Below are 19,219 nucleotides of genomic sequence, written 5' to 3'. Positions count from 1 at the left end.
TCGGCGTGTCCCCGCCGGGCGGCGGGATCAGGCGGCGTCGCTCGCGGTGGCCGGCTCGAGGTCCGCTTCGAGCAGCATCTGGGACGCGTGGTCCACCAGGTGCCGGAGTACCTGCAAGTAGGTCCCGTCGCCGCCCAGTTCGTCCAGGATGCGGTAGGCCTCCGCGCGGAAGCCGTCGATCTCCGCCCGGTAGCGGTCGAGGGCGACGGGCGTCCGCAGGAGGCTCGCGAGTTCCGCCCTGGCCGGAATCGAGTGTGCGGCGGCGGAGCACAGCCCCAGCATGTGCTCGCGGGAAGCGGGCGAGGCGTCCTCCAGCACCGAGGCGAGCAGGTACGTCACCGTGCCGTTGAGCAGGTCCTCGTCACGACCGGACAGGATGTCTTCCTGGTCGTTGAAGATTTGCCACAGGATGCCGAAGACGTAGCCGAATTCACGCCACAGCTCCACCTTCTCCGCCGTCGTGCCCGAGAATATCGCGGCCATTGCCGTGATCATTCCGAAAGGTGCGCCGGATTTGCCGCGATACGTCTCGATCACCGATTTGCGCGAGGCGCTGCAGATGTCCCCGCACATGTCATCGATCTGACCGTCGACGCCAATGATCCACCCGTTCAGGATCTCCGTTATCAGCGCGCTGCGCGCCCCCTCCGGAAGTTCCTGTGACAGGACGATCTGAATGGGGAGCGCGTTACCCGTGATGACGGAGGCGAGCAGCGCCTCGTTCTCGGTGAGCTCGCCGCAGATCGACGTGCCGTTCGCGTCCGCCAGATCATCGAGGTAGCAGGCCGAGGTCCACCACAGGAGGTGCACGGCGGACAGCGGGATGGCCGGCCCGGGATTTCCCGTCTCTATGGCGTGCGTGAGCAGAGGCAGCACCGAGAGGGGATGTCTCAGTTTCCTTTGCTCCAAGAGCTTGGCCACCGTGTTCCGTGTGGTGCCCGCCAGCGGACCGAGCCGCTTCAGGGCGGTTTCGATCTCCGCATCGATGTCTTGTGCGACTTCCCGGTGCAGATCCAGGTACGACATGGAATTCAAGAGCGGCCTCCGTCGTGGAATGGGCTGAAGGGGTGAGGTGCGCACCCTTTGAGCCGCGTGACTGGCCGATTCGATCATTCCGGAGGAAGGGGATCCAGAGCGATTTTCAGTCCGTCTGGCCGATTCTTTTCGGTCATGGGTTGTTGCCGCCGGTGGCGCCGGCCCGCCCGGCGCCGGCGAACTGCCCGGTAATGGCCGTGGATCAAGGCCGACGCCCATGTCGTCCGCCGCGGTCCACCCCGTGGCCCGAACTCGGCCCTGTCCCCCCTCGGATCGGGGGCCGGTTCCCTCCACCTCGTCCGGTCCCACCAGGTGGACATCCGCAGCGCTTCAGGACGGTCGGACCGCGACCCGGTCCAGCGCCGTCAACAGCTCCGGCAGGCCCGGATCCCCCTCGCGGGGGACGGTGAGGACCTCGCTCGGCTCCTCGTCCAGCAGGACGAAGGCGGCGTCGCCGGTCCGTCCCACCAGCGACCAGCCCGGCCCGTCCACCCGCAGGGTGCGCGCCCCCTCGCCGGCGAAGGAGGACCGCACCCGGCCCGGCGGCGGTGGGGTCCGCGTGTACTCCAGGGCCTCCTCCAGTGCCCGGGCGAGCCCGGGGTGCGCGGCGGCCGCCGCCCCGCCGTCCGTGGCCTCGCGCTCGCGCCAGTCCGACCACTCCCGCGCGATCTGATCCGCGCCCATCCGGCGCTGCACCGGCCCCCACGCCTCCGCGGAGGGCGGCGCCAGCGGAACACGCCCCGTGCCGTCCGCACCCTGCTCCGGATCGTGCGGCTCGGGGATCCCGGCCGCCGCGACCGACAGCTCCAGCGGCCAGCCCGCCAGTGAGACCACGATCGACCGCTCGTCGGGGGACAGGTCGTACTCCATCCCGCAGTCCCAGGAGGCGATGGCCGTGGCCACGAGCGAGACGTCGTCCACGACGACCGTCCAGCGCGCGCCCTCCTCGTCCTGGCCGAGCACCAGCCCGTACCCGTCCCCGACCGGGGGCACGCCCAGCAGGGAGCAGGCCTCGGGGAAGTCGTCGCCCAGGATGCTGGGGAACTGCGCGGGCGTCAGCAGTACGGCGGTCAGCACGTACAGGGAGCCGCCACCCTCGTCGTCGGACACCTGGCCTCCTGGTAGCTCTTTCGTCGGCGCACCTTAACCAGCGGGTAACCCGTGCGTCGAGAGCTGGCGGGCGACGATTTCCAAGGCTGCTACCTGCACGTAGAGTTGGGAACCCGCCACAGAAAGGGACACCCGGTGCAGCGTTACGACCGGCTGAGGGAAATCCTCCGTCTCGACCCCGACAAGGACTTCCTCGCCATCTACCGGCTCACCGCCACCTACGAGTTCCCCTGGGACTTCACCCGGGCCCTGGAACTCGCCCTCTTCCGGACATATGCCGTGCCCAGCATCGGCGGTCTGCTGGCCGAGACCGCCGAGTTCATCGACCGGACCCAGAAGCGGTACGACGACACGGCGCTGCTCCTCGACGCGGTCGTCGAGCACGGCTTCGAGAGCGACACCGCGCGCACCGCGATCCGCCGCGTCAACCAGATGCACCGCAGCTACGACATCTCCAACGAGGACATGCGCTACGTCCTGTCCACTTTCGTGGTCATCCCGGCGCGCTGGCTCGACGCCTACGGCTGGCGCACGCTCACCCACCACGAGCGCCGGGCCTGCGCGAACTACTACGCCACCCTCGGTCGCCACCTGGGCATCACGGACATCCCGGACTCCTACGAGGAGTTCGAAGAGGCCTTGGACACCTACGAGGAGGCGCACTTCGGCTGGGACGAGGGAGCCCGCAAGGTCGCCGACTCCACGCTCGACCTGATGGCCTCCTGGTACCCGGCCCCGCTCGCCCCCGCCGTGCGCCGCGCGAGCCTCGCCCTCCTCGACGAGCCGCTGCTCGGCGCCTTCCGGTACGAGGCCCCGCGCCCCCGGATCCGGCGGCTGGTCCACGGCGCCCTGCGGCTGCGCGGGCGTGCGGTGCGCCTGCTGCCGCCGCGCCGGGAGCCGCACTACGCCCGCCAGAACCCGGAGATCAAGGGCTACCCCGACGGCTACGACGTCGGTGAGCTCGGGACGTTCCCGGTGCCGGGCTCGGGCGGCTGCCCCGTTCCCCACCCCCGCCGGCCCGCCGGAGCGGAAGCACAGCCTCCGGCCTGATCCCGGGGGCGTCCGCGGATCCCGGGCGCGGAGGCGACGTAGGAACGCATGTCACGGGTGGCGCACGGCCAGCACCAGGAAGCGGTCGTCCTCGTCGGCGTACGAGGTCATCTCCCAGCCGGAACCCGCCAGCAGCGGGCCGAGGTTGTGCTCGGCCCGCAGGTCCTCGGGGGTCAGCTCGCGGCCGTGGCGCGCGGCGAGGGCCGCTCGCCCGATCGGGTGAAAGAGGGCGAGCCGGCCGCCGGGGCGGACCACCCGGGCGAGCTCGCTCAGGTTCGCCCCGGGGTCGGGCAGGTGGGCGATGAGCCCGGCGGCGAACACCGCGTCCAGCACCCCGTCGCGCAAGGGCAGCCGGGCCACGTCGGCGAGCAGCAGGGCGCCCTCCGCACCCCGCCCGGCCCGCTGCGCGGCGGCCAGCATCTGCGGGGTGAGGTCGGCGCCGAGCACCGTTCCGCCGGGTCCCACGGCGGCCCGCAGCGCGGTCATCGCCCGGCCCGTGCCGCAGCCCGCGTCGAGCACGCGGTCGCCGGTCCGCAGCCCGAACTCGGCCACGGCGGTGGTGAAGGCGGGGCCGTCGCCGGGGAACTTGCGGTCCCAGTCGGCGGCGCGCGCCCCGAAGAACTCCTGCACGTGCGTGTGGTCTTCGCTCATGCGCCCATGATCCCGCACCGGCGTGCGCCCGCGTGCCTGCGGACCGTGCGCAAGGTGGCACGTGGTGTGATCGAAGATGAACGTAGCTCTGTCATATTCCAGCAGTTACAGCGTCTTTCGGAATGCGCCCCCTGTTCGCACTCTCACCCGGACTAGCGTCCGGTGGCCATGGGACACCTGGGACATCTGGACCACGCCGCCTACGGGTGGCTCACACCCGTGCTGTCATACGTGATGGCATCGATCGGCGCCGCCCTCGGCCTGCGCTGCACCGTCCGCGCGCTCGCCGCCACCGGCGCCTCCCGCCGCAACTGGCTCCTCACCGCGGCCTCCGCCATCGGCACCGGCATCTGGACGATGCACTTCGTCGCGATGCTCGGCTTCGAGGTCAACGGCACCGAGATCCACTACAACGTGCCGCTCACCATCCTCAGCCTGCTCGTCGCCATGCTCGTCGTCGGCGCCGGGGTCTTCGCCGTCGGCTACGGCAAGGAGCGCGGCCGCTCGCTCGTCCTGGGCGGTCTCACCACCGGACTGGGCGTCGCCAGCATGCACTACCTGGGCATGGCGGCCCTGCGGCTGCACGGCGAGGTCTCCTACGATCCGCTCACCGTGGCCCTCTCCGTGGTCATCGCCGTGATCGCGGCCACCGCAGCCCTGTGGGCCGCGCTCAACATCAAGTCACCGGTGGCCGTCGCCGTCGCCTCGCTCGTCATGGGCGCCGCGGTCAGCAGCATGCACTACACCGGGATGGCGGCCGTCGCGGTCGGCGTCACCCCCTCGGACGCGGCCCTGCCCGGCGCCACGGCCATGCAGTTCATCTTCCCGCTCGCCGTGGGCCTGGGCTCCTACCTGTTCATCACCGCCGCCTTCGTCGCGCTCTCCCCGACGGCCGACGAAAGGGCCGCGTCCGCTTCGGCCGCCCGGCATCTCGGGGAGCACCCCGTGACCGCCCACTGAGCCGGCCGGGCTCCCGCGCTCCCGCCCCCCTCGCGGCCGCGGGTCCCGGTCCGTGGGCTCCGCCGCCGCTTCACCCGCACCGAACCACCGTCGCCACCGCCACCACTGCTGCCGCCGCCACCGTCGCCGCACGCGCAGGCACCACCCGGAACGAGGAGCCCATGCGAACACCCCGCAGAAGACCGGAAGCAGCGGCGCCGCGGCTGCCCGCGCCCCCGGCACGCGGCCGCCGGGCCCACGCCGGACCGCCCGCCGAGGAAACGGCGGAACACCAGTCCCACCAGCCCCTCCCGGGTGCCCAGGCTGCCCCGCGCGCACGCGGCTTCCGGCCGCGGCTGCGCCCCGCCACCGTCCGCGCGAAGATCGTCTCGCTGCTGATGGTCCCGGTCGTCTCGCTCCTCGCGCTCTGGGCCTTCGCCACCGTCACCACCGCCCAGGACATCGCCCGCCTCAGCCGCGTCCACCAGACCGACGCGGAGATACGCACGCCCGTCGCCGCCGCCGTCACCGAACTCCAGGCCGAGCGGCGGGCCGCCGTCCGGCTCCTCGCCGACCCCGCCGCCGACCCGGGCGCGCTGGACCAGCAGGCCCGCCGCACCGACAGCGCAGTCCGGCGGCTGCGGCTCGGCGACCGCCACACCGTCGCCGACTCCGGCGACTACCGCTCCGACATCGTGGTCCGCCTGGGTGAGTTCGTCGTCGCCGCCGAGGCCCTGGGATCGGCCCGCAAGGACATCACCGACCGCCGCGCCACCCCCGAGGCGGCCTACGAGATCTACACCCGCGTGGTCGACTCCGCCTTCGCCGTGGGCGGGGCGCTGACCGGCGGCGAGGACGCCGAACTCGGCCCCGACGCCCGGGTCCTGCTCGAATTCGCCCGCGCCGGGGAACTCCTGTCGCGGGAGGACGCCCTGCTCGCCCTGCCGGGCCCGCGCAACGCCGAAACGCTTCGGCTGCTGACCGGCGCCATCGAGTCCCGCCGCAGCCTCACCGACTCCGCCGCCCGCGACCTCCCCGCCGACCAGCAGGCCGCATGGGAGGCCGTCGCCAAGAGCGCCGCCTACGCCGACCTCACCGGCGCCGAGGACCGGGCCCTGTCCGCCGGCACCTCCAAGGACAGCCGGGGGGCACCCGCCGGCTGGGAGGCCGCGCACGCCGGCATCGGTGCCTCGATGCGGGAGATCGAGGAGGCCGCGCACGCCACTGCCGCCGACCGCGCCGACCCGTTCGCCGAAGGGGCGCTCAGCCCGGCCGGCGCCGCCGTACTGCTGGGCCTGGCGGCCGTCGCCGCCTCGCTCGTCATCTCCGTACGGATCGGCCGCGCACTGGTCGTGGAACTCGTCTCGCTGCGCAACACCGCCCTGGAGATCGCCCACCGCAAACTCCCGCAGGCGATGGAACGGCTGCGCGCCGGCGAGGACATCGACGTCACCGCCGAGACCCCGCCCGGGCCGCCCGCCGACGACGAGATCACCCAGGTCGGCGAGGCGCTCGGCACCGTCCACCGGGCCGCGCTCAGCGCCGCCGTCGAGCGGGCGGAACTGGCCAGCGGAATCTCCGGCGTCTTCGTCAACCTCGCGCGCCGCAGTCAGGTCCTCGTGCACAAGCAGCTCACCCTGCTCGACTCGATGGAACGGCGCGCCGACGACCCGAACGAGCTCGGCGACCTCTTCCGCCTCGACCACCTCACGACCCGGATGCGCCGGCACGCCGAAAGCCTGATCATCCTGTCGGGCGCGGCCCCGGGCCGTGCCTGGCGGATGCCCGTCCCCCTCACGAACGTCGTACGGGCCGCGGTCTCCGAGATCGAGGAGTACCCGCGCATCGAAGTCCGCCAGCTCGCCGAGGCCGCGGTGGTCGGGGGCGCCGTCGCCGACCTCACCCACCTGCTCGCCGAACTCATCGAGAACGCCGCACAGTTCTCCCCTCCGCACACCAAGGTCCGGGTCAGCGGCGAACCCGTCGGCGCCGGCTACGTCCTGGAGGTCGAGGACCGCGGGCTCGGCATGGGCCGCGAATCCCTCGGCGACGCCAACCGGCGCATCGAGCAGTCCGAGGCGCTCGACCTCTTCGACAGCGACCGGCTCGGTCTCTTCGTGGTCAGCCGCCTCGCCGCCCGCCACGGAGTGAAGGTGCACCTGCGGACGTCGCCGTACGGCGGCACCACCGCGGTGGTGCTGCTGCCGAACTCGATGCTCCAGGGCGCCCTCACCGGCGGCGCGCCCGGCTCCGGCCCCGGCCCCGCTCCCGCTTCCGCACCTGCTCCCGGCTCCGGCCCCGGCCCCGGTCACGAACGGTCGGCCGCGGCGGCGCCGCCGCAGTCGCAGGCGCCGCCCGCCATGGCCGTCGTACGGGAGGACGCGCGCGGCTCGGCGGTACGGGAGGACGCGCGCGACATCCCGGCCCCGGAGCGGACCCCCGCACCCGAGGAGCCGCGCCCGGCCCCGGTGGCCCCGCTGCGGCCGCGCGGTCCCGGCGGCGCGGCGGCCCGTACCCAGGCGTCGACCCCCTCCGCCGCTTCCGCCTCCTCCGCGCCCTCGGGCCCGGCGGGCCCGTCGGCCCACCCCGCCCGGTCGACCTCTACGGCCCCTTGGGTCCCTTCGGCCCCTTCGGCCTCTTCGGCCCCTTCGGCCTCGGTGACGGAGCTGCCGCGGCGGGTGCGCCAGGCCAGCCTCGTCCCGCAGCTCCGTGAGGCCCCCGCCCCGAAGGCCCCGGCCGGGGGCCGCCTCCCCGAGGACCCGCCGGGCCGCAGCCCCGAGCAGGCCCGGGACCGGATGGCGGCGTACCGGGCCGGCTGGGTCCGAGGCGCCGAGGAGAACTCCCCCCACGCAGGCAGCGAAGGAGAACTGTGATGATCGAACACCAGAGGATCGGCCTCGACGGCGTGCACAGGTCCGGCGAACTGGACTGGCTGCTGGACGACATGGTGCGCCGGGTCCGAGAGGTCCGGCACGCCGTGGTCCTCTCCAACGACGGGCTGGCGGTCGGCGCCTCCAGCGCGCTCAGCCGGGAGGACGCCGAGCACCTGGCGGCGGTGGCCTCCGGCTTCCACAGCCTGGCCAAGGGCGCGGGCCGGCACTTCCACGCCGGGGGCGTGCGCCAGACGATGGTCGAGATGGACGAGGGCTTCCTCTTCGTCGCGGCCGCCGGGGACGGCTCCTGCCTCGCCGTGCTCAGCGCCGCCAGTGCCGACATCGGTCTCATCGCCTACGAGATGGCCCGGCTGGTGAAGCGGGTCGGCGAGCACCTCTACACGCCGCCCCGGTTCGCGGCGCGGCCGCCGGCCGCCGGCTGAGGGCGGCGGTCCGGGACATGAACGGCCAGTGGTACGACGCCGAAGCGGGCCCGCTCGTCCGCCCGTACGCCATGACCGGCGGGCGTACGAAGCCGGGACCCCACGGGGTGCGCTTCGACCTGATCGCCCTGGTCGTGGTGGACCCGGAGGGCACGGACGAGGCGGCCGAATCGTTGCTCGGCCCCGAGCACCGGGCGTTGCTCGGACTCTGCCGGTCCGAGACCCAGTCGGTGGCGGAGCTCGCCGCCGACGCCGACCTGCCCGTGGGGGTGGTCCGGGTCCTCCTCGGGGACCTGCTGGAGGGCGGTCACGTCAAGGTGAGCCGGCCGGTACCGCCCGCGCAGCTGCCGGACGAGCGGATTCTGCGTGAAGTCATCGAGGGATTGCGAGCGCTTTGATGGGACAGCAAGACAACGGACCTGCCGGAACGGGCCCGCGCCCGGACGTCGATGTGGACGTGGACGTGGACCTGGATCCCGACCCCGGGGATGACGACGAACTGGCTTCGCTCGCACTGAAGATCCTCGTGGCGGGCGGCTTCGGCGTCGGCAAGACCACGCTGGTGGGTGCGGTGAGCGAGATCCGGCCGCTGCGGACGGAGGAGCTGCTGAGCGAGGCGGGCGAACTGGTCGACGACACCGACGGCGTGGCCCAGAAGACGACGACGACCGTGGCCATGGACTTCGGGCGGATCACCATCCGGTCCGGGCTGTCGCTGTACCTGTTCGGCACCCCCGGGCAGGACCGGTTCTGGTTCCTGTGGGACGAGTTGTCGCAGGGCGCGCTCGGCGCGGTGGTGCTCGCCGACACGCGGCGGCTGGAGGACTGCTTCCCGGCGGTGGACTACTTCGAGCACCGGCGCATCCCCTTCGTGGTGGCCGTCAACTGCTTCACGGACGCACGGCGGTACGGGGCGCACGACGTGTCGCGGGCGCTGGACCTCGACCAGGGGACGCCGGTGGTGCTGTGTGACGCGCGGGACAAGGACTCGGGGAAGGAAGTGCTGATCAGGCTGGTCGAGTACGCCGGGCGGGTGCACACCGCCCGGCTGCTCGACTCGGTGGAGCCGCAGGCCGATTCCGTGTGAGGGGCCCGCGGCCGCGGCTCCGCCGACCGGTCAGTCCGCGATGCCGGCGAGGGCGATCACCTTGTCGATCGGGACCCGCACGAGGAGCTCGCTCGGGACGGCATTGCGGCGACCGAAGGCCTCGGCGCGCTCCTCGCCCATGTAGCGGGCGCCGATGCGCGTCGCCCAGCCGAGCAACTCGTCGGCGTCGTCGGCGTATCCGGTGATCTCGGCGCGGCCCTGGAGCACGACGTACGAGAAGGGCGGCTGGTCGTCGTCCACGCAGAGCGCGACCCGGCCGTCACGGGCCAGGTTGCGCCCCTTGACGGTGTCCTTGCCGGTGTTGAACACGAAGGAATCTCCGTCGAGCACGAACCAGATGGGAGCGATGTGGGGGCTCCCGTCCTCGCGGACGGTGGAGAGCTTTCCGGTGCGGGTGGAGTGGGAGACGAATGCCCGCCATTCCTCTTGAGTCATCTTCTTCGCCATGGAGACATCCTCCTTGCCCGAAAGGCGCTGGTGGGGAAGGCTTGCGACACGAGTTACGAGGGGTGGGGGCGCGGCCGGGTCGGCCACGTCGACGGGGAGGGGCTGGGAATGGCACTGGACAAGCAACTGGACTGGCTGCTGGACGACCTGACGCGCAGGGTCCAGCAGGTGCGGCACGCGGTGGTGCTGTCCAACGACGGCCTGGTGACCGGGGCGAGTGCGGGACTGGCGCGGGAGGACGCCGAGCACCTGGCGGCCGTCGCGGCCGGTCTGCAGAGCCTGGCGAAGGGGTCCGGGCGGCACTTCAGGGCCGGCGAGGTCCGCCAGACGATGATCGAGTACGACGAGGGGGTCCTCTTCGTCATGGCGGCGGGGGCCGGCAGCTGCCTGTGCGTGCTGAGCGCGGCCGAGGCGGACATCGGTCAGGTCGCGTACGAGATGACGCTGCTGGTCAACCGGGTGGGCGAGCACCTGGGCGTCGCGGAACGGCGCATCACCGGCGGCTGATCCGGCGGCTGATTCCGGCGGCTGATTCCGGCGGGGGGTGCGGGCGCTCCGGAGAGTTATCCACAGGCGGCGCGGATGTCGTTGCGCTGGGTTACGGTCTTCACACAGAGTAATCGCTGCTCGTGGGGGAGGACCGTGATGATGCAGATGGGGACCGTGCTGCGGGACGTCGAAGTGGCCGTGCGCGCGGGGCGGGAGGCGGCTGCCGAAGGCGCCGACGGTGACGCCGGAGTACTGGTGGGCGGCGTGCAGGCCGCAGGGGAACTGGGTCTGACCCGAGGCGAGTTCGCCCGGGCGGTCCAGCTGGGGATGGTGCGGTCGGCGCGGCCGACCGCGGGCGGGGCCGCGCGATACGCACGGGCGGAGCTGGACCTGGCCAGGTCGGCCGCGGGCGGAGCGGACGCACTGCGCGAGCGGGTCGAGGCCGTCGCCGGAGCGGAGGCCGGGGCCGGGGTGCTCGGGATCGGCCCGAGCCGGTTCACCCGCCTCGCGCGCTGCGGGCACGTCACCCCGGTGGGCTACCGGATCAACCGGTACCGGGCCGTGGTGTGGCTCTATCTGGCCGCGGAACTAAGGGCGTTCGCGTCGCGTGAGCCCGGGATGCTGCGAGGGACCGCGCCGGAGGCCGACCGGGAGCTGATGGCGGCCAAGGAGGACCTGCGCCCGCGCAGGTGGCGGGGGCGGCACGTCGGGCTGCTGCTGAGACGTACCGCCGACCCCTGGGAGCGCGCCGCCGTACTGGCCTCCGTGCTGCCGGAGGAGGAGCTGCGGGCCGCCGTGCCCGACCCGGGGGAGCGGATCGTCCTGGCCGCGCTCGCACCGCCCCCGCCCTACGGGCATCCGCAGGTGCCGGCGTCCGCCGCGGTGGCGCTGCGGCTGCTGAAGGCGGGGCCGCCGGAGGAGGTCCACTGGTATCGCAGCAGTCTGGACTTCGCCCTGACGGGGGCGCGGGGTCAGTCGAAGTCGACGGGGGAGAGCGGGCCGACGTAGACCCACGCTCCCGCCTCGCGCGAGAAGCTGCTGTGCTCGTGCAGCGAGCCGGTGTGCCGGCCCTCGCGGTAGTGGGCGCGGAACTCCACCGAGCCCTCCGTCTCGAACATCCCGCCGCGCTCGGTGGCGAGGATCTCCAGCCGCTCCCAGCGCTGCCCCGGGTCCAGGTCGAGATGGGCGGGACGGGTCGAGGGGTGCCAGGAGCGCAGCAGGTAGGCGGTGTCGCCGACGGCGAAGGCGCTGAACCGGGAGCGCATCAGGCGCTCGGCGGTGGGTGCCTGCTGGGCACCGGAGTGGAAGCGGCCGCAGCACTCCGGGTACGCGGCGGGCAGCCCGCAGGGGCAGGGAACGGCGGGGGTGGGCATGGGCGTGCTCAGTTCTTCGGGGCGGGCTCGGACGGCCGGGCGGGATCGGCCGGCTTGGCGGGGTACGGACGGAAGAGGCCCTCCTGGACCACGGAGACCAGCAGCCTGCCCTCCACGTCGTAGATGCGGCCCCGGGCGAGACCGCGACCGCCGTGCGCGATGGGCGACTCCTGGTCGTACAGGAACCACTCGTCCGCCCGGAACGGCCGGTGGAACCACATGGCGTGGTCGAGCGAGGCCATGTCGAAACCGCGCATCCCCCAGAGGGGTTCCACGGGGATGCGCACGGCATCGAGGAGGGTCATGTCACTGGCGTAGGTGAGGGCGCAGGTGTGCACGAGCGGGTCGTCGCCCAGCGGGCCGACCGCGCGCATCCACACCGCGCTGCGGGGGTCGGCGCCCTTGAGCTCCTCGGGAGTCCAGCGGAGCCGGTTCACGTACCGGATGTCGAAGGGCTGGCGGCGGGCCATCCGCTCCAGGGCCTCCGGCAGCGCCCCGAGGTGCTCGCGGATCTCGTCCGCGACCTTGGGGAGCGTGTCCGGGTGGGGGACGTGGTGAGGAGGCAGCTGGTGCTCGATGCTGCCCTCCTCCGGATGATGGAAGGAGGCGGTGAGATTGAAGATCGTCTTGCCCTGCTGGACCGCGGTGACCCGGCGCGTGGTGAAGGAACGCCCGTCGCGCACCCGCTCCACCTGGTACACGATCGGCACCCCGGGGATCCCGGGGCGCAAGAAGTACGCGTGCAGCGAGTGGACCGGGCGGTCGCTCTCGACGGTGCGGCCCGCCGCCACCAGCGCCTGGCCGGCGACCTGGCCGCCGAACACGCGCTGGAGGGACTCCTGGGGGCTTGCGCCGCGGAAGATGTTGACCTCGATCTGCTCCAGATCGAGCAGATCGACCAGTCTCTCGGCGGGGTTCGTCATCAGAGGATCTCCACAGTCGGGTCCGGGCGGGTGTCCGGGCGGGCCGGCGGAAGGCCGGAGCGGGTCAGCGGGCGCCGAGCTCGCCGACCGAGGTGACCCGGATGACGGCCCGGCCCTCCTCGTCGGAGGCCGCGAGGTCGACCTCGGCACTGATGCCCCAGCCATGGTCGCCGTTGGGGTCGGCGAAGGTCTGGCGGACGCGCCACAAGCCGTGCGCCGCGTCCTCCTCGATCTGCAGCAGCCTGGGGCCGCGCGCGTCGGGGCCGGTGCCCAGGTCGTCGTACTCGTCCCAGTACCCGTCCATGGCCTCGCCCCAGGCGTCGGCGTCCCAGCCGGACTCGGCGTCCAGCTCGCCCAGCACGTTGACGTGGTCGAGGGCGGCCAGCTCCACCCGGCGGAACATCGCGTTGCGGACCAGGACGCGGAAGGCGCGCGCGTTCGCGGTGACCGGCTTGACCTGGTCGGCCTTCTCCTGGGCCTGCTCCGCCGTCTCCACCTCGGGGTTCGCCAGCTGCTCCCACTCGTCGAGCAGGCTGGAGTCGACCTGGCGGACCAGTTCGCCGAGCCATTCGATCAGGTCCTGGAGGTCCTCGGACTTGAGGTCGTCCGGGATGGTGTGGTCGAGCGCCTTGAAGGCGCTCGCCAGGTAGCGCAGCACGATGCCCTCGGTGCGGGCCAGCTCGTAGAAGGAGGTGAACTCGGTGAAGGTCATCGCGCGTTCGTACATGTCGCGGATGATCGACTTCGGGGAGACGGGGTGGTCGCGCACCCACGGGTGGCTCTTGGCGTACACGTCGTAGGCGTGGAGGAGCAGCTCTTCGAGCGGCTTGGGATAGGTGACCTCCTGGAGCCGCTCCATCCGCTCCTCGTACTCGATGCCGTCGGCCTTCATCTGGCCCACCTGGATACCGCGCTCCTTGTTCTGCTGCGCGGCCAGGATCTGGCGCGGGTCGTCCAGCGTGGACTCCACCACGGACACCATGTCCAGCGCGTAGGAGGGGGACTCGGGGTCCAGCAGGTCGAAGGAGGCCAGCGCGAAGGTGGACAGCGGCTGGTTGAGCGCGAAGTCCTGCTGGAGGTCGACGGTGAGCCGGATGGTGCGGCCCTCGGCGTCCGGGGTGTCGAGCTTCTCGACGACACCGCCGTCCAGCAGCGAGCGGTAGATCGCGATGGCCCGGCGGATGTGCCGGATCTGCGCCTTGCGGGGCTCGTGGTTGTCCTCGAGGAGGTGCCGCATCGCCTTGAAGGCATCGCCCGGCCGGGCGATGACCGAGAGCAGCATGATGTTGGTGACCTTGAAGCGCGAGGTCAGCGGCTCCGGGTCGGCGGCGATGAGCTTCTCGAAGGTGGTGTCCGACCAGGCGACGAAGCCCTCCGGGGCCTTCTTGCGCACCACCTTGCGGCGCTTCTTCGGGTCGTCGCCCGCCTTCGCGAGGGCCTTCTCGTTCTCGATGACGTGCTCGGGCGCCTGCGCGACCACGTAGCCCGCCGTGTCGAAGCCGGCCCGGCCGGCGCGGCCGGCGATCTGGTGGAACTCACGGGCGCGCAGCGTCCGGACCCGGTTGCCGTCGTACTTGGTGAGCGCGGTGAACAGCACCGTACGGATCGGGACGTTGACGCCGACCCCGAGGGTGTCCGTACCGCAGATGACCTTCAGCAGACCGGCCTGGGCGAGCTTCTCCACCAGGCGGCGGTACTTGGGCAGCATGCCGGCGTGGTGCACGCCGATCCCGTGCCGGACGTAGCGGGAGAGGTTCTGGCCGAACTTGGTGGTGAAGCGGAAGTTGCCGATCAGGTCCTGGATCCTGTCCTTCTCCTCGCGGGTGCACATGTTGATGCTCATGAGCGACTGCGCCCGCTCGACCGCCTGGGCCTGGGTGAAGTGCACGATGTAGACCGGAGCCTGCCGGGTCTCCAGCAGCTCGGTGATCGTGTCGGTGATCGGCGTGGTGACGTACTCGTAGGACAGCGGGACGGGCCGGGTCGCGGAGCGCACCACGGTGGTGGGCCGTCCGGTGCGCCGGGTCAGGTCCTCCTCGAACCGCTTCATGTCGCCGAGGGTCGCCGACATCAGGACGAACTGCGCCTGCGGCAGCTCCAGCAGCGGGATCTGCCAGGCCCAGCCGCGGTCCGGCTCGGCATAGAAGTGGAACTCGTCCATCACGACCTGGCCGATGTCGGCGTGCTTGCCGTCGCGCAGGGCGATGGAGGCCAGCACCTCGGCGGTGCAGCAGATCACCGGGGCGTCCGCGTTCACGGAGGCGTCGCCGGTCAGCATGCCGACGTTCTCGGTTCCGAAGAGCTTGCACAGGTCGAAGAACTTCTCCGACACCAGCGCCTTGATCGGGGCGGTGTAGAAGGTGACCTTGTCCTGGGCCAGGGCCGTGAAGTGCGCGCCGGCCGCGACGAGGCTCTTGCCGGAGCCGGTCGGGGTGGACAGGATCACGTTCGCCCCGGAGACGACCTCGATCAGCGCCTCCTCCTGAGCCGGGTACAGGGTGATGCCCTGGTCCTCCGCCCACGAGGAGAAAGCCTCGAAGAGGGCGTCGGGGTCGGCGTTCGGCGGGAGCTGATCAATGAGGGTCACACCCCCCATCTTGCCTGGCTTCCCCCCGGATCAGGGAACCGGCGGACGGGAGGAAGATCACCGACGGTACGCTGTGCCGTCGATGAGGCCCGAACGAAACAGTCGACGGGGCCCGACCACAACACCAGCGGGGCGGGAAACGACCATGATGGGTCCGGCGCACTCACTGTCCGGTGCAGCGGCCTGGCTGGGGGTGGGCGCGGCGACCGCGGCAGCCGGACACCCCATGCCGTGGCCGGTCCTCGTCGTCGGCGCGCTCATCTGCGCCGGGGCGGCCCTGGCCCCCGACCTCGACCACAAGTCGGCGACGATCTCGCGCGCCTTCGGCCCCCTCTCCAAGGGGCTGTGCGAGGTGGTCGACAAGATCTCCTACGCCGTCTACAAGTCCACCCGCTCCAAGAAGGACGCCCGCCGCACCGGCGGCCACCGCACACTGACGCACACGTGGCTCTGGGCCGTCCTGATCGGCGGCGGCGCCTCCGTGCTCGCCGTCACCGCCGACCGCTGGGGCGTGCTGGCCCTGCTCTTCGTGCACCTGGTGCTGGCGGTCGAAGGCCTGCTGTGGCGGGCGGCCCGGATGTCCAGCGACGTCCTGGTCTGGCTGCTCGGCGCGACCAGCGCGTGGATCCTGGCCGGAGTGCTCGACCAGCCCGGCAACGGAGCGAACTGGCTGTTCACCGGACCGGGCCAGGAGTACCTCTGGCTCGGCCTGCCGATCGTGCTCGGCGCCCTGGTCCACGACATCGGCGACGCGCTGACCGTCTCCGGCTGCCCGGTCCTGTGGCCCCTTCCGATCGCCGGCAAGCGCTGGTATCCGGTCGGCCCGCCGAAGATGATGCGCTTCCGCGCCGGCAGCTGGGTGGAGCTCAAGGTCCTCATGCCCGTCTTCGTCCTGCTGGGCGGCTTCGGCGGCGCCTCGGCCCTCGGGTTCATCTAGTCCCCGGTCGGCGCCGGCAACTCCCTAAATCGCTGGCGCGCCTCGGGCGGCGACGGGATGATCCGAAGCGTTCGCGCCGCCCAGTGAGGGAGCTGTGATGACCGTTGTCGCGTCCGAGGCCGCCGGATCCGGGCCGAAGGTCCGCGTGCCGGGCGGAGCGCTGCGCGGCACCCGCGAGGAGGGGGTGGCGGTCTTCCGCGGCATTCCCTTCGCCGAGCCGCCCGTCGGCCCGCTCCGGTTCGCCGCACCGCGGCCCGTACGGGGATGGGACGGCGTACGGCCGGCCGTGTCGTACGGGCCGCCGCCACCGCAGGGCGGCCACTTCGGCATGGACGCGCTGGCCCGGGACGCGGCGGGCGACGACTGGCTCACGGTCAACGTGTGGTCGCCCGAGCCGGACCCGGGCGCGGGGCTGCCGGTGATGGTGTGGATCCAGGGCGGGGCGTACTCGATCGGCACGTCGGGCCTTCCCGAGTACGACGGGGGCCGCCTGGCGCGCGACGGCGGTGTCGTCGTGGTGACGTTCAACTACCGTGTCGGCCTCGAGGGGTTCGGGCAGATCGAAGGGGCGCCCGCCAACCGGGGCCTGCTGGACCAGGTCGCCGCCCTGGAATGGGTGCGCGACAATATCCGCGCCTTCGGCGGTGACCCGGACCGCGTCACGGTCTTCGGCCAGTCGGCGGGCGCCGGATCGGTCGCCGCGCTGTCGGCCATGCCGCGCGCGGCCGGCCTCTTCCGCCGAGCCGTCGCGCAGAGCGTGCAGGGCACCTTCTTCTCGCCGGAGCTCGCCGCCGACATCGCCGCCGCCTGCGCCGCCGAGCTGGGACTGCGCCCCACGCTCATCGACCTGTCCGCGGTGGACCCCGCCCGGCTGTCCGCCGCCGGTGACGCGGTCGGCGCCAAGATGCACCAGTGGGCCCACCGCTGGGGCCCGGTCGCGCACCGGGCGATCCCGTTCTCGCCGGTCGTCGGAGACGAGACCCTGCCGGTCACGCCGTGGCAGGCCCTGGCCCAGGGCGCCGGCCGGGACATCGATCTCCTCGTCGGCCACACCCGCGACGAGACACGCTTGCTCACCGCCCTCGACGGACTGCTCGGCCAGGTCACCGCGGAGCAGGCGGAGACCGCCCTGCACGTCTTCGGCCCCGGCCCGGACGCCGCACGCCGCTACCGCGAGGCCTTTCCGGCCGCCGACCCCGACGCGCTGTACGAGCTCGTCGGATCCGACTGGCTGTTCCGCATGCCGTCCCTCCACCTCGCCCAGGCCCAGACCGCCGCCGGCGGCCGGGCCCACGTCTACGAGCTGACCTGGTCGGCCCCGGGCATGGGCGGCGCCCTCGGCGCCTGCCACGGCCTCGACGTGCCGCTGGTCTTCGGCAACCTGGACCGCGGCCAGCCCGCGGCGCTGATCGGCGAAAGCCCCTTCCCGGAGGCGCAGGAGCTGTCCGCGCGCATGCGGGCCGCCTGGACGGCGTTCGCCGCCCACGGCGACCCCGGCTGGCCCGCGTACGACACCGGGCAGCGCCTCGTGCGGATCTTCGGCACCGGGCCGGACCTCGCCGCCTACCCGGAGGAGGCCTCCCGCCGGATCTGGCAGGACCACACCTTCCCCGCCCTGCCGCTGCTCGGCCCCTAGTCCGCCAGGCCGCCTGGCCGCCGGCCCGCCACGCCACGACCGTTCCTGCTGGTCAGCGGCGTTCCTTGGTCTTTCAGCTGATCGAATGCAGCGCCCATGGTCGGGAAAGCGCATGGTGCGCAAGGGCGTTGGCGGGTTGGGTGGACAGGGTCGGGACGGCGGGGGAAGGAAGCGCATGACACGGATGCTCGAGGGCTGCACACCCTGGCCCGAGGAGTTCGTCGACCGCTATTGGAGGGCCGGGCACTGGCGTGGCAACACGCTCGACAACCTGCTGCGCGACTGGGCCCTGCAGCACGGACCGCGGACCGCCCTCGTGCACCGAGCCACCCGCGTCACCTACGCGAACCTGAACCGGCGCGTGGACCGGATGGCCGCCGGATTCCGGCTGCGCGGCCTGCGCCCCGGGCAGCGGGTCATCGTCCAGCTGCCGAACGTCCCCGAGTTCGTCGTCACCGTCTTCGCGCTGATGCGCGCCGGCGTCCTCCCCGTCCTGTGCCCGGTAGAGCACCGCGCGTCCGAGGTGTCCCCGGTCGCGTGGGTCACCCAGGCCGTCGGCTACGTCGGCCCCTCGACCCACCAGGGCTTCGACCACACGGCGATGGCCGCCGACATCGCGGCCGCAGGCCCCTTCCTGCGGCGGGTGTTCCCCCTGGAGGCGCCGGGCGACTCGTCCCCGTACGGGGGCTTCATGACCGACCCGTCGGGCTGCCACTACTTCCCGCTGGCTTCCCTCGACTCCCCGCCCGACCGGCCGCTCGCGCAGCGCGCCGACCAGGTGGCCTTGTTCATGCTCTCCGGCGGTACCGCCGAGGCGCCCGAGATCGTCGCGCGCACCCACGACGACTACGTCTACCAGGCGCGGGCCGCCGCCGAACTGGTGTCGCTTACCGAGGACGACGTGTACCTCGCCGCGCTGCCCGCCGCGTCCCCCTTCGCCTTCGGCAGCCCCGGCATCGTCGGGACCCTCTCCGTCGGCGGCACCGTCGTGCTGGCCGAGGACGCGGGACCGGCGGAAAGCCTTCCGCTCATCGAACGGGAGCGGGTCACCCTCACCTCGCTGGCGCCCGCCGACGCCCGGCTCTGGCTCGCCGCGCTGCCCACCGCCCGGGCCGACGTGAGCAGTCTGCGTCTCGTGCAGATCGTCGACGGGCCCCTGGACCGGGCCACCGCCGAGCGGCTGGGCCCCGAACTCGGCTGTCGTCTCCAGCAGGTCTTCGGCAAGGCCGAGGGGCCGCTCACCCTCACCCGGCCCGACGATCCGGAGGAGACCGTGCTCACCACGCAGGGCCGCCCGCTCTCGCCCGACGACGAGATCCGCCTCGTCGACGCCGAAGGCGAGGACGTGCCCGACGGTGAGCCCGGCGAACTCCTCGCCCGGGGCCCCTACACCCCGCGGGGCTACTACCGGGCGCCCGGCCGCAACGCACGCTCCTTCACCGCCGACGGCTACCTCCGCACCGGCCACCTCGCGCGGCGCACCCCCGACGGCAGCCTCGTGGTGAGCGGCCGCCTCCAGGACGTCCGGCCGCGGGCCGACCACGCGGAGCCGTCGGACCACGAGGAGCCGTCGGACCACGAGGAGCCGTCCGGCCCGTGACGGGCCGGACGGCCGCGC

At 72.7% G+C, this 19,219-nt stretch carries 18 protein-coding genes; 11 read left to right on the top strand and 7 right to left on the bottom strand.

Annotation, left to right across the window (positions count from 1 at the left end):
* Positions 1-27 precede the first annotated feature (27 nt).
* Positions 28-1,026 carry a polyprenyl synthetase family protein gene (locus tag ACZ6JT_RS22890; protein WP_469212340.1) on the bottom strand — a complete coding sequence of 333 codons (999 nt, stop codon included), beginning with the start codon at positions 1,024-1,026 and terminating at the stop codon, positions 28-30.
* Positions 1,027-1,365: 339 nt separating this feature from the next.
* On the bottom strand, positions 1,366-2,145 hold the full coding sequence (locus ACZ6JT_RS22885) for a hypothetical protein (protein ID WP_469212338.1): 780 nt from the start codon (positions 2,143-2,145) through the stop codon (positions 1,366-1,368).
* Between the two features lie 135 nt (positions 2,146-2,280).
* Between ACZ6JT_RS22885 and ACZ6JT_RS22880 the strand changes: the two genes are divergently transcribed.
* On the top strand, positions 2,281-3,195 hold the full coding sequence (locus ACZ6JT_RS22880; RefSeq protein ID WP_469212336.1) for an oxygenase MpaB family protein: 915 nt from the start codon (positions 2,281-2,283) through the stop codon (positions 3,193-3,195).
* Between the two features lie 51 nt (positions 3,196-3,246).
* On the opposite strand, the gene ACZ6JT_RS22875 is transcribed toward ACZ6JT_RS22880, so the two are convergent.
* Positions 3,247-3,846: a class I SAM-dependent methyltransferase gene (locus ACZ6JT_RS22875; protein ID WP_469212334.1), complete on the bottom strand. Its 600-nt coding sequence runs from the start codon at positions 3,844-3,846 to the stop codon at positions 3,247-3,249.
* Positions 3,847-4,023: 177 nt separating this feature from the next.
* Here ACZ6JT_RS22875 and ACZ6JT_RS22870 point away from each other — a divergent pair, with 177 nt between their 5' ends.
* The 5 genes from ACZ6JT_RS22870 to ACZ6JT_RS22850 all read left to right on the top strand — a co-directional run bounded on the left by ACZ6JT_RS22870 (position 4,024) and on the right by ACZ6JT_RS22850 (position 9,188).
* Positions 4,024-4,806: an MHYT domain-containing protein gene (locus ACZ6JT_RS22870; protein WP_469212573.1), complete on the top strand. Its 783-nt coding sequence runs from the start codon at positions 4,024-4,026 to the stop codon at positions 4,804-4,806.
* Positions 4,807-4,967: 161 nt separating this feature from the next.
* Positions 4,968-7,658, top strand: a complete 2,691-nt coding sequence (locus ACZ6JT_RS22865) for a sensor histidine kinase (RefSeq protein ID WP_469212332.1) — start codon at positions 4,968-4,970, stop codon at positions 7,656-7,658.
* Positions 7,658-8,101: a roadblock/LC7 domain-containing protein gene (locus tag ACZ6JT_RS22860; protein ID WP_469212331.1), complete on the top strand. Its 444-nt coding sequence runs from the start codon at positions 7,658-7,660 to the stop codon at positions 8,099-8,101. The genes ACZ6JT_RS22865 and ACZ6JT_RS22860 overlap by 1 nt, the downstream gene beginning before the upstream one ends.
* Positions 8,102-8,118: 17 nt before the next feature.
* Positions 8,119-8,499: a DUF742 domain-containing protein gene (locus ACZ6JT_RS22855; protein ID WP_365481238.1), complete on the top strand. Its 381-nt coding sequence runs from the start codon at positions 8,119-8,121 to the stop codon at positions 8,497-8,499.
* On the top strand, positions 8,499-9,188 hold the full coding sequence (locus ACZ6JT_RS22850) for a GTP-binding protein (protein ID WP_469212329.1): 690 nt from the start codon (positions 8,499-8,501) through the stop codon (positions 9,186-9,188). Before ACZ6JT_RS22855 ends, ACZ6JT_RS22850 begins: the two co-directional genes overlap by 1 nt.
* Positions 9,189-9,218: 30 nt before the next feature.
* Here the strand turns inward: ACZ6JT_RS22850 and ACZ6JT_RS22845 are convergent, their stop codons facing one another.
* The gene (locus ACZ6JT_RS22845) at positions 9,219-9,656 is read right to left on the bottom strand and encodes a PPOX class F420-dependent oxidoreductase (RefSeq protein WP_469212327.1); all 438 of its coding nucleotides are present in this window, start codon (positions 9,654-9,656) and stop codon (positions 9,219-9,221) included.
* A 108-nt stretch (positions 9,657-9,764) separates the two neighbouring features.
* Between ACZ6JT_RS22845 and ACZ6JT_RS22840 the strand changes: the two genes are divergently transcribed.
* Both ACZ6JT_RS22840 and ACZ6JT_RS22835 read left to right on the top strand, forming a co-directional pair.
* On the top strand, positions 9,765-10,163 hold the full coding sequence (locus ACZ6JT_RS22840; protein ID WP_030709095.1) for a roadblock/LC7 domain-containing protein: 399 nt from the start codon (positions 9,765-9,767) through the stop codon (positions 10,161-10,163).
* Positions 10,164-10,301: 138 nt separating this feature from the next.
* Positions 10,302-11,153: a DUF6397 family protein gene (locus ACZ6JT_RS22835; RefSeq protein WP_469212326.1), complete on the top strand. Its 852-nt coding sequence runs from the start codon at positions 10,302-10,304 to the stop codon at positions 11,151-11,153.
* On the opposite strand, the gene ACZ6JT_RS22830 is transcribed toward ACZ6JT_RS22835, so the two are convergent.
* The 3 genes from ACZ6JT_RS22830 to ACZ6JT_RS22820 all read right to left on the bottom strand — a co-directional run bounded on the left by ACZ6JT_RS22830 (position 11,117) and on the right by ACZ6JT_RS22820 (position 15,028).
* On the bottom strand, positions 11,117-11,518 hold the full coding sequence (locus ACZ6JT_RS22830) for a YchJ family protein (RefSeq protein ID WP_365481232.1): 402 nt from the start codon (positions 11,516-11,518) through the stop codon (positions 11,117-11,119). The genes ACZ6JT_RS22835 and ACZ6JT_RS22830 overlap by 37 nt on opposite strands.
* Positions 11,519-11,526: 8 nt before the next feature.
* Positions 11,527-12,441, bottom strand: a complete 915-nt coding sequence (locus tag ACZ6JT_RS22825; protein WP_469212324.1) for an acyl-CoA thioesterase — start codon at positions 12,439-12,441, stop codon at positions 11,527-11,529.
* A 64-nt stretch (positions 12,442-12,505) separates the two neighbouring features.
* Positions 12,506-15,028: a DEAD/DEAH box helicase gene (locus ACZ6JT_RS22820; protein ID WP_469212323.1), complete on the bottom strand. Its 2,523-nt coding sequence runs from the start codon at positions 15,026-15,028 to the stop codon at positions 12,506-12,508.
* A gap of 145 nt (positions 15,029-15,173) precedes the next feature.
* Between ACZ6JT_RS22820 and ACZ6JT_RS22815 the strand changes: the two genes are divergently transcribed.
* The 3 genes from ACZ6JT_RS22815 to ACZ6JT_RS22805 all read left to right on the top strand — a co-directional run bounded on the left by ACZ6JT_RS22815 (position 15,174) and on the right by ACZ6JT_RS22805 (position 19,201).
* Entirely contained in the window at positions 15,174-15,965 is a 792-nt protein-coding gene (locus ACZ6JT_RS22815) for a metal-dependent hydrolase (RefSeq protein ID WP_469212321.1), read from the top strand.
* Between the two features lie 97 nt (positions 15,966-16,062).
* Positions 16,063-17,601 (top strand): carboxylesterase/lipase family protein, encoded by a 1,539-nt coding sequence (locus ACZ6JT_RS22810; protein WP_469212319.1) that lies wholly within the window; start codon positions 16,063-16,065, stop codon positions 17,599-17,601.
* 175 nt (positions 17,602-17,776) lie between these two features.
* Entirely contained in the window at positions 17,777-19,201 is a 1,425-nt protein-coding gene (locus ACZ6JT_RS22805; protein WP_469212317.1) for a (2,3-dihydroxybenzoyl)adenylate synthase, read from the top strand.
* Positions 19,202-19,219 lie beyond the last annotated feature (18 nt).

Source organism: Streptomyces sp. NPDC046308, from assembly GCF_055588065.1.
Note: the sequence above shows the minus strand (reverse complement) of the source record. Positions and strands in the feature narration are given on the sequence as shown.

Coding starts and splice junctions, on each gene's coding strand:
- ACZ6JT_RS22890 (WP_469212340.1), bottom strand. CDS start 1,026: ATGTCGTACCTGGATCTGCACCGGGAAGTCGCACAAGACATCGATGCG.
- ACZ6JT_RS22875 (WP_469212334.1), bottom strand. CDS start 3,846: ATGAGCGAAGACCACACGCACGTGCAGGAGTTCTTCGGGGCGCGCGCC.
- ACZ6JT_RS22865 (WP_469212332.1), top strand. CDS start 4,968: ATGCGAACACCCCGCAGAAGACCGGAAGCAGCGGCGCCGCGGCTGCCC.
- ACZ6JT_RS22860 (WP_469212331.1), top strand. CDS start 7,658: ATGATCGAACACCAGAGGATCGGCCTCGACGGCGTGCACAGGTCCGGC.
- ACZ6JT_RS22855 (WP_365481238.1), top strand. CDS start 8,119: ATGAACGGCCAGTGGTACGACGCCGAAGCGGGCCCGCTCGTCCGCCCG.
- ACZ6JT_RS22850 (WP_469212329.1), top strand. CDS start 8,499: ATGGGACAGCAAGACAACGGACCTGCCGGAACGGGCCCGCGCCCGGAC.
- ACZ6JT_RS22845 (WP_469212327.1), bottom strand. CDS start 9,656: ATGGCGAAGAAGATGACTCAAGAGGAATGGCGGGCATTCGTCTCCCAC.
- ACZ6JT_RS22840 (WP_030709095.1), top strand. CDS start 9,765: ATGGCACTGGACAAGCAACTGGACTGGCTGCTGGACGACCTGACGCGC.
- ACZ6JT_RS22835 (WP_469212326.1), top strand. CDS start 10,302: ATGATGCAGATGGGGACCGTGCTGCGGGACGTCGAAGTGGCCGTGCGC.
- ACZ6JT_RS22830 (WP_365481232.1), bottom strand. CDS start 11,518: ATGCCCACCCCCGCCGTTCCCTGCCCCTGCGGGCTGCCCGCCGCGTAC.
- ACZ6JT_RS22825 (WP_469212324.1), bottom strand. CDS start 12,441: ATGACGAACCCCGCCGAGAGACTGGTCGATCTGCTCGATCTGGAGCAG.
- ACZ6JT_RS22815 (WP_469212321.1), top strand. CDS start 15,174: ATGATGGGTCCGGCGCACTCACTGTCCGGTGCAGCGGCCTGGCTGGGG.
- ACZ6JT_RS22810 (WP_469212319.1), top strand. CDS start 16,063: ATGACCGTTGTCGCGTCCGAGGCCGCCGGATCCGGGCCGAAGGTCCGC.
- ACZ6JT_RS22805 (WP_469212317.1), top strand. CDS start 17,777: ATGACACGGATGCTCGAGGGCTGCACACCCTGGCCCGAGGAGTTCGTC.